Origin of the sequence: Stenotrophomonas sp. WED208 (assembly GCF_040984485.1) — a bacterium.
GTDB classification, from domain to species: domain Bacteria; phylum Pseudomonadota; class Gammaproteobacteria; order Xanthomonadales; family Xanthomonadaceae; genus Stenotrophomonas; species Stenotrophomonas riyadhensis.
On the sequence record NZ_JAZARB010000001.1, the window covers coordinates 2926779 to 2941751 of the forward strand.

At 66.3% G+C, this 14973-nt stretch carries 10 protein-coding genes; 5 read left to right on the forward strand and 5 right to left on the reverse strand.

Features of this window, described 5'->3' with window-relative positions; translation table 11 throughout:
- Positions 1–6 precede the first annotated feature (6 nt).
- The gene (locus tag VPH47_RS13150; RefSeq protein WP_368851002.1) at positions 7–2115 is read left to right on the forward strand and encodes a phosphocholine-specific phospholipase C; all 2109 of its coding nucleotides are present in this window, start codon (positions 7–9) and stop codon (positions 2113–2115) included.
- Between the two features lie 114 nt (positions 2116–2229).
- Here the strand turns inward: VPH47_RS13150 and VPH47_RS13155 are convergent, their stop codons facing one another.
- From VPH47_RS13155 to VPH47_RS13170, 4 genes are all read right to left on the reverse strand, one after another.
- Positions 2230–3825, reverse strand: coding sequence for an alkaline phosphatase (locus VPH47_RS13155; protein WP_368851003.1), 1596 nt, complete (start codon positions 3823–3825; stop codon positions 2230–2232).
- Positions 3826–3835: 10 nt separating this feature from the next.
- Positions 3836–6769 carry a TonB-dependent receptor gene (locus VPH47_RS13160; protein WP_368851004.1) on the reverse strand — a complete coding sequence of 978 codons (2934 nt, stop codon included), beginning with the start codon at positions 6767–6769 and terminating at the stop codon, positions 3836–3838.
- Between the two features lie 141 nt (positions 6770–6910).
- The gene (locus VPH47_RS13165) at positions 6911–7933 is read right to left on the reverse strand and encodes a FecR domain-containing protein (RefSeq protein WP_197610562.1); all 1023 of its coding nucleotides are present in this window, start codon (positions 7931–7933) and stop codon (positions 6911–6913) included.
- Entirely contained in the window at positions 7930–8445 is a 516-nt protein-coding gene (locus VPH47_RS13170) for an RNA polymerase sigma factor (protein WP_164162086.1), read from the reverse strand. Before VPH47_RS13170 ends, VPH47_RS13165 begins: the two co-directional genes overlap by 4 nt.
- 138 nt (positions 8446–8583) lie before the next feature.
- Between VPH47_RS13170 and VPH47_RS13175 the strand changes: the two genes are divergently transcribed.
- On the forward strand, positions 8584–8883 hold the full coding sequence (locus tag VPH47_RS13175; RefSeq protein WP_180847936.1) for a hypothetical protein: 300 nt from the start codon (positions 8584–8586) through the stop codon (positions 8881–8883).
- A 245-nt stretch (positions 8884–9128) separates the two neighbouring features.
- Positions 9129–11801 (forward strand): pyruvate dehydrogenase (acetyl-transferring), homodimeric type, encoded by a 2673-nt coding sequence (gene aceE, locus VPH47_RS13180; protein ID WP_368851005.1) that lies wholly within the window; start codon positions 9129–9131, stop codon positions 11799–11801.
- A gap of 51 nt (positions 11802–11852) precedes the next feature.
- Here aceE and VPH47_RS13185 read toward each other — a convergent pair whose 3' ends face one another.
- Positions 11853–12335: a LuxR family transcriptional regulator gene (locus tag VPH47_RS13185; protein ID WP_153855149.1), complete on the reverse strand. Its 483-nt coding sequence runs from the start codon at positions 12333–12335 to the stop codon at positions 11853–11855.
- A gap of 153 nt (positions 12336–12488) precedes the next feature.
- Between VPH47_RS13185 and VPH47_RS13190 the strand changes: the two genes are divergently transcribed.
- Together VPH47_RS13190 and VPH47_RS13195 are read left to right on the forward strand one after the other, a co-directional pair.
- Positions 12489–13754, forward strand: a complete 1266-nt coding sequence (locus VPH47_RS13190) for an MFS transporter (protein ID WP_368851006.1) — start codon at positions 12489–12491, stop codon at positions 13752–13754.
- Complete coding sequence (locus tag VPH47_RS13195) at positions 13751–14908, forward strand: ROK family protein (RefSeq protein ID WP_368851007.1); 1158 nt, start codon at positions 13751–13753, stop codon at positions 14906–14908. Before VPH47_RS13190 ends, VPH47_RS13195 begins: the two co-directional genes overlap by 4 nt.
- The last annotated feature ends 65 nt before the right edge of the window (positions 14909–14973 follow it).

A 14973-nucleotide genomic window follows, 5' to 3' on the forward strand; every position in this document is an offset into this window, starting at 1 on the left:
GAGCCCGTGACTGATATCGGCCGACGCCGGTTGTTGCAGGCCGGCGTTGCCGCCGGCCTTTCCCCGCTGCTGCCCAGCATCGCCCGGGCCGCAGCGATCGCCCCCGCCGCGCAGACGCGCAGCCTCGAAGACCTGCAGCACATCGTGGTGTTCATGCAGGAAAACCGCTCGTTCGACCACTACTTCGGCACGCTGCCGGGCGTGCGTGGTTTCGGCGATCGCTTCGTGGCTCCCGCGCCGGCGCTACAGGCTGGCGGCCGTACCCGCAGCCTGTGGCTGCAACCCGATGCCAGCGGCACGCGCGCGATCGCACCGTTCCCGCTGGATACCGCTGCGCACTTCGGCTACATGCGGGTGGAGGGCACACCACACACCTGGCCGGACGCACAACGGGCCTGGGACCACGGACGCATGGGGCAATGGCCGAAGGCCAAGCAGAACCACTCGATGGGCTACTTCCAGCGCAGCGACCTGCCCTTCCAGTTCGCCCTGGCCGATGCCTTCACCATCTGCGACGCCTACCACTGCGCGATGCAGGCCGGAACCAACCCGAACCGGGTGTTCCTGTGGACCGGTCACAATGATGCACACGCGCGTGCTGGCGGCCCGGTGATCGCCAACTCGCACGACAACTTCCCCGAGCACGGCGGGCATCCGGCGTCGTATCGCTGGACCAGCTATGTCGAACGCCTGCAGAAGGCGGGTGTCTCCTGGCAGATCTACCAGGACATGGCCGACAACTTCACCGACAACCCGCTGGCGGGTTTCGAGGCGTTCCGCCAGGCCTACCGCGCTGCGCCGGGACATGACCCGCAGCTGCGCGCACGTGGCGTCAGCACCCGTGGCCTGGCGCAGCTGCGCCAGGACGTGGTCGATGGGCGTCTGCCGCAGGTCAGCTTCATCATCGCCGACGCGGCCGGCAGCGAGCATCCCGGCCCCTCCAGCCCGGCCCAGGGCGCGGCCTATACCGCACGCGTGCTGGATGCACTGACCGCCGATCCGGAGGTGTGGAGCCGCACCGCCCTGCTGCTGATGTTCGACGAGAACGACGGCTTCTTCGACCACATGCCGCCACCGGCACCGCCGTCACCGATAAACGGTGGCTGGGCGGGTACCTCTTCGGTCAGTACCGAAGGCGAATACCACAGCCATCCGGCACCGGGCGACGAGAAGTACGACGCCGCCGAGCTGCGCGGCCGCCCCTATGGGCTGGGTCCGCGCGTGCCGCTGTACGTGATTTCGCCATGGAGCCGCGGTGGCTGGGTCGATTCGCAGGTGTACGACCACACCTCGGTCATACGGCTGATCGAACGCCGCTTCGGCGTGGCCGCACCGGATATCTCACCCTGGCGCCGTGCGGTCTGCGGAGACCTGAGCAACGCCTTCGACTTCGCCCAGCGCGATACCCGTCCGTTCGTACGCGGCCTGCCCGACGTGAGCGCGGTGGCCGCACGTGCCGCCGCCCTGCCGGGACGCACCGTGCCGACGTTGCCGGAGGGGCTGGAACCGGCGCAACAGGAACGTGGCGTACGCCCGGCGCGTGCCCTGCCCTATCGGCCGCAGGCATCGATTGCCGCGATCGACGCCTCGGGCGTGGAACTGGTGTTGTCCTGCGAAGGTGCGGCAGCGGTCCTGCATGTCTACGATCGGCTGCGGCTGGGTGCGGTGCCACGCCGCTATACACTGGTACCGGGCACAGCACTGCAGGAGCGCTGGCCGCTGGATGTACACGGTCGCTACGACCTTTGGCTGCTGGGCCCGAATGGCTTCCACCGCCATTTCCAGGGGGCGACCAAGGCACCTGCCGTGCAGGCCATGGTTGAACATGCTGGCAGCCAGCTGCGGCTGCACCTGCGCAATCTGGGTGACAGCGCGCAGCAAGTGCGCGTGCATGCCGGTGCCTATGCCGGGCACATGCCCGAGCAGACGCTGGCACTGCCCGCGCATGCAGAGACGTCGTTGGCGTGGGATGCAACGCCTACCGCCGGCTGGTATGACCTGCAGGTCAGCGCAGGTGAGAGTGTGCTGCGCCTAGCGGGCCGTGCCGAGGATGGGCGTCCTGGCACCAGTGACCCGGCGATGGGCAGCGAACCACTGCGGTTCGAGCACGATTGAGCCGCTCCGCCCTTGTAGAGTCGAGCCATGCTCGACTGCTTTTTCCGGTCAATGATCGAAGAACGATCGAAAAGCAGTCGAGCATGGCTCGACTCTACAAGGGGGCGTGCCTGATCAGGCCTCCTGCAATCCCGGCCGGCCGTGCTCCACCGCATAGCGCTTCCAGCTCTGCAGTGCGCCATCTGGCTGCATCACGGTATCCAGCGTTTTCATGTCGCCGATCCACGCATCACGGGTGACATCGCACAGCACATAGCCACGCTTGTCGGTGGTCGCCCTCAGATAAGGGCTGTGCGCGAGCTGATTCCTTGCGTACGCATCCACGCCCTGGCCGTCGGCGCCGGAAGTGATCGAAGTGGCGAGGAACTCACTGGAGACCACGCCTGAATCACGATGGTCCTGCACCAGGTCGCTGGCGTAATGCCGGTGCGCGTCGCCACACGCCGTCACCACGTTGCCGAATCCGACCTTCTGGATGTGGTCGAGCAGGCGCCGGCGGCTGTCCAGATAGCCCGACCATTGGTCGTCGGACGACTGCACCAACCCGTTCTTCTCGCGCATGTAGTTGCCCAGCGCCACCTGGTGGGCAATGGTGTGCCAGCGCGGCGCGGCATCGGCCAGGCCGTCGAACAGCCAGCGCTCCTGCTTCGCACCCACAATGCTGCGCTCCGGCGATTCCACCTCCTCGCGCAGCGCCATGTTTACCTGCTTGCTGCGGTACTGGCGTGTGTCGAGCAGGTGCAGGTCCATCAGCGTGCCATAGCGTGCGCGCCGGTACATCTGCATGTGGCCATCGCGCGGGAACGCCGAACGGCGCAGTGGCATGTTCTCGTAGTAGGCCTGGAACGCCTGTGCGCGGCGCAGCAGGAACACTTCGCTGGGCGTATCGTCCTGGTCTTGGGCGCCGGCCCAGTTGTTGTCCACTTCATGGTCATCGAAGGTGACGAACCACGGCGCCGACGCATGCGCGGCCTGCAGGTCGGCATCGCTCTTGTACTGGGCGTAGCGGCGACGGTAGTCGTCCAGCGTGTAGGTCTGCGGCCCGACATGATTGCGCAGGTTGGTGAACGGCTGGCCGTTCATTTTCCGCAGGCCCGGCTGGCTTTCGCCTTCGTAGATGTAATCACCGTAGTGGAAGACGAAATCCAGCGGTTCCTCGGCAATGCGCCGCCACGCGGTGTAGTGGCCTTCTTCGTAGTGCTGGCAACCGGCCACCGCAAAACGCACGCGATCCACTGCGGCCGTGGCTGCGGGCAGCGTGCGGGTGCAACCGACCGCACTGGCGTGGCCGCCTACGGTGAAGCGGTACCAATAAGGCCGTGCGGGCGCCAACCCACCCAGCTCCACGTGCACGGCGTGGCCGAGTTCGGGATGCGCCATCGCCGAACCCTGGCGTACCACCTTGCGCATGCCCTCGTCCGCGGCCAGCTGCCATTCGACCACCATCGGCCGGGTCGGCATGCCACCGCCGAACACCAGCGGCTCGGTCGCCAGCCGTGTCCACAGCACCATGCCATCGGCCGAAGGATCACCCGAGGCCACGCCCAGGGTGAACGGCGTGCTGGCGAACCGCGGCGACGCCAGCAGGTTGCGCGGGTTCAGCGCGGCGGCATCGGTCTGTGCGGCCAGCGCGTGCGCCGTGCCCATCCACGCGCCGGCAGCGGACAGGCCGGCCAGGGCCAGGAATCGCCTGCGATTGATCGTATCCACGGCTGCGCCCTCAGTTGTAGATGATGTGGAAGTAGAAGAAGCGGCCGTAGTCGTCGATCTCGGTACGGAAGCGCCCATTCGGACCGGTGCTGTAGGTCGGCTGCGTGTTGAACAGGTTCTTGGCCTCGTACTTCAGCGTCACGTGCCTGCTGACCTTGTGGCTGAAGGCCATGTTGAAGGTCATGTACGGGTCGTAGTACGAATCCAGCCATTGGGTATCACCAAAGTCGACCAGCATCCGGCTGCGGTAGGTGCCAGACAGACGCAGCTGCGCGCTCTTCCACGGCATGCGCCAGATCACCGAGCCGTTGAGCGACCAGTCCGGCTGGTACAGCAGACGGTCCAGGCGACGCTCGGTACCATCACTGATGCGGTAGTTGGTCTGGCCTTCCAGCCGCGTCGCGTTGAAGTACATGTCGAAGCGCTGGCGGCCCCACTGCAGGTTGCGGTTGGCGACCGCGAACTCGACGCCGCGCAGCCTGGACTCATCGGTGTTCATCGGCTGGGTGACCCGGTAGCGCGTGTCACCCACGTTCTCGAAGGTGGTCAGGGTGTAGATGTCGTCCTTGATCACCTTGTCGAACAGCGCGATCGAGACCAGGCCGTTATTGCCATTGAAGTACAGGTCCCACGCCAGGTCGATGTTGGTGGAACGTCGCGGCTGCAGGTTGGCGTTGCCCTGCTTGATCGTGCAGAAGCCCCTGCCCTCCTCGTCATCGCCACAGCTGGTGCTGGTGGCCTGGGCGATGTTGCTCGGCGTCGGCCGGCCCAGCGTGCGGCTGGCGGAGAAGCGCAGGCGCTGGTCCTCGGTGAGCTTGAACGTCGCATTCAATGACGGCAGCAGGTTGTTGTAGCCGCCGCTCGCCTTGCGGAAAGCAGAGGTATAGGTGGTGCCGCCATCGTCGCTGAACGGGCTGTAGGCATCGAAGCGCGTGTGGTCGTAGCGCAGGCCGCCGATCAGCAGCAGCCGGTCCCAGGCGTAGTGCGCGGATACATAGGCATTGGTGATGTCCTCCACGTACTTGTAGTCGCTGGTGAAGTTGGCATTGGGATAGGCCGCGTTGTTGCTGCCCAGCCTCGGTGCCAGCTCCTCGTTCCACTTGCGGTTGTCGATCAGCGGGAAGCCCGGCACGCTGCCCAGCAGGGTCGAACCCGGGTACAGGTAATCGTTCAGCGTCGCACTGCTCTTGTAGTAGTCGAAGTCGATGTCCTGCCAGATCTTCAGGTGACGGTACTCGGCACCGGCGGCCAGGCCAAAGCCACGCGCATCGGCGTCGATGTTGTAGCTGAAGTCGGCACGCAGGTTGTCGATGCTCTCCTTGGCGTCGCGCGGCGAGACATAGGCCTGTGCCGGGTTGAGCTTGAACGCCGAGCTGGTCAGCAGGCTGGAATCGGAAACCGCCACCGCATTGGGAAAGCCGTGGCTGTCGTTCTCGTAATCGACGAACAGGTTGCTCGGGTAGGCGCGTACCCCCCAGTAGACCTGGCTGTTGTGGAAGGTCTCTTCGGTGTGGCCACCGCGCAGGGTCAGCCGCGAGCGGTCACCCAGGTCCCAGTTGAAGCTGGCGATGGCACCGCGGTTGTTGCGGTCCCAGCGGTCGTGGCGGTTCTTGATGTAGATGCTGTTGATCTGGGTGGTGCCGCTGTCTTCGGTCTGGTTGCGGATCGGAAACTTGGCGTTGCCGTACAGATCGGTCTTGTTCATCGTCGAGTTCTCGTAGAACCGGTACGAGTACAGCAGCAACGATGCGTAGAAAGGATCGTCCGATGGCTTCCATTCCAGCTTGGCCGAGCCACCGAAGTTGGTGATGAAGTTGGTGTAGGTGCCGGTGCTGAAATTGCCGGGCGCACGCAGCCCGTTCCAGCCCTTGGCCTCGTCCGGCCCGGTGGTGCCGTCGGTGAGGTACTTGCCAGCGTCGTTGTAGTAGTAGTTCGACTCCACCCAGCGCTTGACGCTGTTGCGCGAACGCTGCTCATAGCGCGCTACCGCAACAAGGCCGAATTCCTGGTCGGCGCCGAACTGGTTGGAGAACACCATCTTGGCGCTCTTGCCGAAGTGACCCAGGGTCTCGTGGTTGCCACCGGCGCTGCGCTCGACATTGGTCTCGGCCGTGGAATGGATGCCAGCCACATCGGCGAACACGTACTTGCCGGACCGGTCGAAGGCGCTGCGGCTGATGATGTCGATCACGCCGCCGATCGCATCCGGCGCCTGCTCCGCGCTGAAGCTCTTGTAGATGTCGGTGCGGGTGCCGATGTCGCTGGGAATCAGCTGCAGGTTGTTCATGCGCTCACCGGAGCCACTTCCACCCACGCTGGCAATCGCTATGCCATCGATGGTGGTGTAGTTGAGGTTGGCCTGCACGCCACGCACCGTCACGTAACGGGGCTCACCGGCATCCTCCACGGCACTCAGCCCCGGCGCAGCCATCAGGCTTTCGGCCAGCGTCTCGTCGCCGTAGCTGTCCATCTCGTCGTAGACCACCGAATCCTTGATCACCGGCGAGGTCTTCTTCTGGTCGATCACCTCGTGTGCGGCAATCACCTTCACCGTGCCCAGGGTCGGCGCCACCATCGCCTCGGCCTCGCGCGGCTTCGGCGCGGCCGGCTTCGGTTCGTTGCGTGCCGGTGCCGGATCGATGGCGATGACATTGCCATCCACCACGGTGTAGCCCAGGCCGGTCCCTGCCAGCAGCGCGTCCAGCGCCTGCTTGACGGTGGCACCGCGCGGCACCCCCCCGGCCATGCGGGCATCGCCGCTGGCCGAGTACAGGAACTGCACGCCGGAACTGCGCGACAACTGCTCCAGCGCGCGCGCCAGCGGCTGCGCCGCGATCGGGGTAGACACTCGCGCCTCCAGCCCTTCGCTACCGGCCGCGAAAGCCGACGGTACGCTGCACGGAGACAGGGCAAGGATGATCGACAGGTAAAGCGTGTTGCGCATCACGGGTCCTTGGAAGAGAGAAAGCAGCAGGTGCCGCTGTGCATCTCGACAGCGGCTTCTCCCATGTAAGAGCCCGCTTCCACCGAAGTGGAGAACGCGGATTCGATGAATCTTTTCTGACAGTGCACGGCCGCGCCGCCCTCAGCGACTGCCGACCCGCACCGTGTCCCCTTCGCGCCTCACCACGAAACGCGGGTCGCGTTCGAGGAAGGCCTGCAGCGCACCGATGCGATGCGCATCCAGGCTGCCGGACAACCGCGCCGACGCCGCACCTTCATCCAGCACCCGAACCTGCACCTGGTTGTGGCGGTTGAAGGCGGCGGCCACCTCATCCAGCCGCTCGTCCAGGAAAGAGACCTTGCGTTGCTGCCAGTCCAGCAGCATCGACAGCGGCACATCCAACGACTCCACGGCATGGCTGCGCGCGTCGACCTGCACCACCTGGCCTTTGCCCAGCTGTGCAAGACGCCGCGCATCCGCACCCTGGCTCCACACTTCCACCTCGCCGGAAACCACACCGATGCGGGTGCCCTGCAGCCGTCGCGACACATCGAACACCGTGCCGATATCGCGGATCTGCAACCCGTTCACCTGCACTTCGAACGGGCGCCGATCGCGTGCGATGTCGAACGTCGCCTCGCCCTGCAGCAGTTCCGCCTTGCGGCTGAACCCGCCCATGCGCACCCGCAGGCGGCTGTCCGCGTTCAGCCGCACCCGGGTCTGGTCGGGCAGCACCAGGTCACGCAGTTCACCATGGTCGGCGCTGTACAGCTGCTCGGTGGGCATCAGCTGCGGTACCAGGCCCACGCCGAGCAGGGCGATACAGGCTGCGGCAGCCGCCCCCCACCAACGCGTGCGACGGCTGTGCGGCGCACTGCGCAGCGGGGCCTGTGCGTGTCCGAACAGCGGCACGACCTTGGCAGCGGCCTGCTGTGGCGGTACCGAGGCCTCTTCAGCCGATGCCGATTGCAGCGCCTCACCGACCTGCCGGTGCAGTGCGAGGGCGTGCATATAGGCGCGCACATGCTCCGGCGAGCGCTTCATCCAGTCCAGCAACGCAACCCGCTCGGCTTCGCCCAGCACGCCCTCGCGATTGCGCTGGAACCAGTCCATGGCCTCGCTGGCGATCGCGTCGTCGGCCGCACCCGATGGATTCCGTTTCATGTGAGCTCCCTGGCGCCCAGCGCCTTCCTGCAGGCTTCCAGCCCCTTGCCGATATGCTTGCGCACCATGTGCACCGACACCTGCAACTGCTGGCTGATTGCCGGGCAGTCCAGCCCGTCGCGGTAATGCAGCTCCATCACCCGCCGCGTGGTGGCCGGCAGCCGTGCGATGGTGGTGCGGATATCGTTCCAGCGCTGCGCGCGCTCGAATTCGCCTTCGATGTCTTCTTCGCTCTTCAGCACTTCGGCCAGGAGGTCGACGTCCTCCAACGGCGGCAGCGACGAACGCGCGCGCGCGTGCTCGCGCGCCAGGTTGGCCGCCACGGTGAACAGGTAGGCTTCCGGGTTCTCGACCGCGTCGGCATGCTCACCGGTGCTGCGCAGCAGCCGCAGGTAAACCTCCTGCGCCAGATCTTCGGCATCTTCGCTGGCAGAACCACGGCGCAGGAAGAAGCCGCGCAGCAGCCGCCGCCGCAGCGCATAGCTCTTCTCCCAGATCCTCACGCTGTTCACGGCCGGCCAACCACCCCAAGGCTGGAAAGCACCGCAGGGTGACGGTCATCGATGACAGTGGCGTTTCAACTGCCGGCACGCAGCCGCTAGAATGCCGCCCCTGCAGTTTCCGGCAGCCGGCACAAGGAGTGCCCCGCAATGAACGCCCGCACCGCCATCAACACCCTCAGCAGCCTGCTGTTCCTGCTGCTGGTCGCACACACCACCGCCTACCAGCAGCAGATGTGGCCGCCCAGCCGGGTCGTCCACGTGCATCCGGTGGTTGTCGCCCTCGCCTACGCGCTGGGCCTGCTCACCCTGCTGCTGTGGATCGGAGGACGCCGCTTGCCGGAACGCTGCCAGCAGTTCTCGGGCTGGCTGCCGATCGTGGCCTGGTGCCTGCTGGGCATTGGTGTGGCGGTCATCCCGATGTTCTTCCCGGGCCTGTCACCGGCCTGATCAGCGGCCGCACCCAGCACGCCCGCCCATGATACGGCGCGCCGTGCCAACCCTTGCTTGCCAGAGACCCAAGCCGGGCCCGCCTATCGAAGCCGGGGGGGCCGGGCCTACGCTTGTCTTCTCGGTGACCGCGACGGTCGCCCTTCGCGTCACGGCTCCGCCGTTGCGACCCCGCTCCAGTGCTGTGCGCCCTGCCGGTGTTGTCGCCCAGGCAGACGTCCGACCGGCGCCCTCTGGAGACAGTCATGAACCAAGCGCTCATTCCCTTCGATACCGATCCGCTGGAAACCCGCGAGTGGCGTGAATCACTGGAAGCGGTGATGCAGACCGGTGGCCGGCCGCGCGTGCACTACCTGATCGACCAGCTCAGCGAGTTGGATGCGCAGCAGCACGGCGACCTGCATACCCGTGCATGGACCGCTTACGTCAACACCATCCCGCCCGAGCGCCAGCCGGACTACCCGGGTGACCTGGCCATCGAGCGCCGCCTGAATGCGATGATCCGCTGGAACGCGATGGTGATGGTGCTGCGTGCCGGCAAGCATTCCAACGTCGGCGGCCACATCGCCACCTACCAGTCGGCGGCAGTGCTGTACGACGTGGGCTTCGATCATTTCTTCCGTGGCCGTACCGACACCTTCGACGGCGACATGATCTACATCCAGGGCCACTCCGCGCCGGGCATCTATGGCCGCGCGTACGTGGAAGGCCGCATCGATCCGGCGCGCATGGACAACTTCCGCCGCGAAGCCGGTCGCGAAGGCCTGTCCTCGTATCCACACCCGCGATTGATGCCGGAGTTCTGGCAGTTCCCCACCGTGTCGATGGGGCTGGGCCCGCTGACCGCCGCCTACCAGGCGCGCTGCATGCGCTACCTGGAATACCGCGGCCTGAAAGAACACCAGGGCCGCAAGGTCTGGGCCTTCCTCGGCGACGGCGAGATGGACCAGCCCGAGTCGCTGGCGGCGATCTCGCTGGCCGGCCGCGAGCGGCTGGACAACATCGTGTTCGTGGTCAACTGCAACCTGCAGCGCCTGGACGGTCCGGTGCGCGGCAACGCCAAGGTCATCCAGGAACTGGAAGGCACCTTCCGCGCGGCCGGCTGGAACGTGATCAAGCTGATCTGGGGCAGCGGCTGGGACGACCTGCTGGCCCGCGACCACAGCGGCCTGCTGCGCCAGCGCATGATGGAATGCGTGGACGGCGACTACCAGACCTTCAAGTCGCAGAACGGTGCCTACGTGCGCGAGCACTTCTTCGGCCGTTACCCCGAACTGCTGGAGCTGGTCGCGCACATGAGCGACGACGACATCTGGGCACTGGCGCGTGGTGGCCATGATCCGCAGAAGGTGTTCGCTGCCTATCAGCAGGCAGTGAACACCAGCGGCCGGCCCACCGTGATCCTGGCCAAGACGGTCAAGGGTTTCGGCATGGGTGAAGCCGGTGAAGGCCAGAACATCAACCACCAGCTGAAGAAGATGAGCGCCGACGCGGTGCGCGCCTTCCGTGACCGCTTCAACCTGCCGGTCAGCGACGACCAGCTGGAGGACATGCCGTACCTGCGCCCGGAACCGGGCAGCGCCGAAGCCATCTACTTCGCCGAGCGCCGCCGCATCCAGGGCGGGCAACTGCCCGCGCGCCTGGCCAAGGTCGATCCGCTGCCGCTGCCGCCGCTGTCGATCTTCAACACCCAGCTGCAGGGCAGCGGCGACCGCGGCCAATCCACCACCATGGGCTTCGTGCGCATCCTCACCAGCCTGCTGAAGGACCCGGAACTGGGAAAACTGGTCATTCCGATCGTGCCCGATGAATCGCGCACCTTCGGCATGGAAGGCCTGTTCCGCCAGATCGGCATCCATTCGTACCTCGGCCAGCTGTATACCCCGCAGGATGCCGGCCAGCTGAGCTACTACAAGGAAGCCAAGGACGGCCAGATCCTGCAGGAAGGCATCAACGAATCCGGCGCGATCTGCTCGTGGATCGCCGCCGGCACCGCCTACAGCAACCACGGCCTGGCGACGATCCCGTTCTACATCTTCTACTCGATGTTCGGCCTGCAGCGCGTCGGTGACCTGGCCTGGGCCGCCGCCGATGCGCGCACCCGTGGCTTCCTGCTGGGTGCCACCTCCGGCCGCACCACGCTGATGGGCGAAGGCCTGCAGCATGACGACGGCCACAGCCACGTGCTGTCGTCGGTGATCCCAAGCTGTGTGTCCTACGACCCGACCTACAATTGCGAGCTGGCGGTGATCATCCACGACGGCCTGCGCCGCATGTACGTCGAGCAGGAAGACATCTACTACTACATCACCGTACTCAATGAGAACTACCCGCAGCCGGCACTGCCCGAGGGTGCCGAAGCCGGCATCCTGAAGGGCCTGTACCTGCTGCACCCGGCGGCCGCCGACAGCGACTCGCAGCCACGCGTGCAGCTGATGGGCAGCGGCTCGATCCTGCGCGAAGTGGAAGCCGCGGCGGAACTGCTGCAGCAGGACTTCGACGTCGCCAGCGATGTGTGGAGCGCGACCAGCCTGACCGAACTGCGCCGCGACGGCCTGGCCGCCGAACGCTGGAACCTGCTGCATCCGGCCGAGGAGCCCCGCGTGCCCTACGTGCAGCAGTGCCTGCAGGGCCATGAAGGCCCGGTGGTGGTGGCCACCGACTACATGAAGATCGTCGGCGACCAGATCCGTCCCTTCATCAACGACCGCCGCTTCACCGCCTTGGGCACCGATGGCTTCGGCCGCTCCGACACGCGTGAGTCGCTGCGCACGTTCTTCGAAGTGGATCGTCACTTCATCGTGCTGGCCGCCCTGAAGTCGCTGGCCGACGAAGGGCGCATCGAGCGCTCGCGGGTGCAGGAGGCCATCGACAAGTACGGCATCGACACCGGCAAGCGCGACCCGGCCGCGGTGTAAGGCTGCAGCATTCACCACGCCCGTTCTGCGGGCGTGGTGAACGCAGCATCGCTACGGCATCCGCTTGAACAGATTGGTCTGCAGGATCGGCGTACCGTCGTGGCTGTAGAACGCCTTGGTCTCGGTCATCGTCGAGCGGTCAGCTGCCACGGTATAGATACGGGTGGAGGCCGGCGTGCCGTGGTCCACCAGCTGCATCACCAGGGTGTTTGGTGCAGGCAGTTTCAGATTGGCCTTGTCCGCGCCATAGGTGCCGGACAGGGCGCCCGGCGTGCCATCCAGGGCCAGCGTGCCGTCGGATTTCATGGTCTTGCCGTCGTGCAGGACGATGTCCACATGTGAACTCCAACGCCCCGCACCGGCGTCCTTGAACTCCAGCACCACCTGCTTCGGGCGCTGCGCCTCGGGCAACGCAGACGTAGCGATATCCAGCGACCAGCGCCCCAGCAGCGGTGAGGGCGCCCCCTCCTCTGCCAGCGCCGTAACGGCGGGGAGTGAAAGCGCAGACAACAACACAGCGGACAACAGCTTCATACGTTGCTCCATTCGGCGAAGAAGGCTCTGCGTGAGGCGTTGTGGGGCGCAGCACGGTCAATGCTGCTCGCCCACGACGTGTGCTGCAAGCCACTCGCTGAATGGCCGACCTCGCACCATGTCAGGCCGCTGTCACACAGGGGTAGTAGAACGATGCCGGATCTCCGGCAATCCTTCCCATACACGGCGTTGAACGCGCAGCCCTCGCCACGGCACCTCTATGCCGCCGGCCACTTCGCCCGCACTCTGGTATGGTCGTTCGTGGACCTGGCACTCGGCTTCTACCTGCACGCGCGGCTGGGACTGTCGGCTGCCCACACCGGCCAGCTGCTGGCGATCTCCCTGGCCTACAGCAGCGTTCTCGACCTGCTGCTGGCCGCCGTATTCACCCGCCTGCACGACCAGCGTCGCCTCGCCTTGCGCCTGCAGCTGGTCGGCGGCCTCGGTACCGCGGCCAGCGCCTGCCTGCTGTTCAGTCCGAGCACCGCGACCGAGCCCGCCTTCCTGCCGCTGCTGGCCGCCTCGCTGTTGTTCCGTACCTGCTACGCGGTTTACGACGTGGCCCAGAATGCATTGACTTCGCTGTTGCCCCGCGACGAGAACGAGGCCATGCGCTACGTTTCCGCTCGCGCGGTAGTGGTACCGATCTCCAAGCTGTGCATCGCTGCAGCACTGTTCGGCGTGGTCGGTGCACCTGAATCTGCAGGCAGTGGCAGCGCACTGCTGATCTGCATGATCATCGGCATCCTGATCGCGGCCGCCGCGCTTCCCCTGACCTGCGTCGCCACGCCCGCACAGCCCGCCACAACCAGCAGGCCCGTTGCCGGTGCCCTGCCGCTGACGGCACTGCTGCCGGTTCTGCTGGCCGCAGCGGCAGAGACGGCGCTGGTGGGCCTGGCCGGGCGCCTGTTTCCCTTTGCCGACCAGGGCGCAGCGCTGACCTTCGCCATGGTCGCGGGCATGGTGGTCGCGCCTTGGCTCCATCTGCGCCTGCGCCCCCCGCTGTGCAGCGAGACAGGCCTGATCGCGCTGATGTCGGTGCTGGCCATCGCTGCCGTCTGCGTTTACCAGGCCAAGCCCTCCCTGCCTGTAGCGATTGCGTGTGCCGCTGTCCATGGGGCGGCGGTGGCCAGTGTCGGCCTGGTGCTGTGGCGGCGCACCGCGCTGATCGCCCGTCGTCATGCCGCCCGCAGCGGGCGCGAGGATGACCTCAGTTGTTTTGCGCTGCTCACTGGAACCATGAAACTGTCCATCGCGGCTTCTTCATTGCTGCTGGGCGAGGTGCTACCCGGCATACAGGCAGGCGATCTGGACACCTCGGTCGCGCTGGTCTCGCTGGTCGCCGTCGGCAGCCTGCTTTCGCTGGCCGCATTGGCGTGGCCCATGCCAGCGGCACGCACCGAGGGCCAGCGCCCGTGAGCCTGGCCCCGACGTCGCGGCTGCGCCGCAAACCACTGATCGCCCTGGATGCCGACCACAAACGCATCATCTGGCTGCTGCGCACGATGGGTGCGGTTCCCCGCATCACCATCGCCCACCAGCTGGGCATGCACAACGGCGCATTGACCCGCCTGGCGCGTGAACTGTTGATGCTGGAAGTGATCGAGGAACAGGGACAACTGTCCGATGGCCAACGGGGGCGTCCATCGGTGCCACTGGCACTGTCCGGGCGGGGGGGCTATGCCGCCGGTGCCACGGTGCACCCCGGTTGGCTGGAGATCGCGCTGGTGGATTTTGCCGGCCAGGTCATCGCCCACGACGCAACCGCATTCGACAGCGCGGATCCACACGACTTCGTGCACGCGGTGGACCAGCGCCTGCGCAGCCTCACCAGCCGCACCGGGCTCATGCGCGCCCGTTTCCTCGGCCTCGGCGTGGCGGTCCCCGGGCCCGTGGTCGAAACCGGTCCGGCACGCCGGCACGCAGTGGACTGGCTGCGTGGCTGGCGCGATATCGACAACGACCAGTTCTTCGAAGACTACTTCGGCTTCCCGGTCTGGGTGGAGAACGATGCGACCCTGGCGGCGCTGGCGGAGTACTACGACAGCGGACTGATCCGCGACTGCGCGTCGGCGCTGCTGCTGTATGTCGGCCACGGCGTGGGCGGTGGCGTGATCCATCGACGTGATGTGATGCGCGGTGAATTCGGCAATGCCGGGGATATCGGCCGCCTGTTCCGCATGGACGCGCCGCGCCCCTCGGGCATCGACCTGCTGGCCACGTTGCGCGACGCCGGCGCTGGGATTCCATCGCTGTTCGAACTGGAGGCCTGCCTGCACACCCATGCCGGCATCATCAATGCCTGGGCAGAACGCGCGGGCAACCAGCTGGGCGTGGCGGCCAATACCGGTGTGGCATGGCTCGATCCTGGCGCCGTGATCCTGTCCGGCTCACTGCCGAGGCAGGTGCTGGAAGTGTTGGGGCAACACCTGCAGCAACCGGCACGCTGGAGCAGTGCGCTTGACAGCCTGCGCCTGCCGCAGGTGCATGTGTCACGGCTGGGAGGATCCGCGGTATCGGTGGGCGCGGCGCTGCTGCCGATCCATCAGCTGGGCGCCGACGCCATCGCTTAATTGTTTATTTCCGCCGAAGTAAACAATTCCGTCATCGCCCGGACCTACCGTGCAGCGGTCCCCCT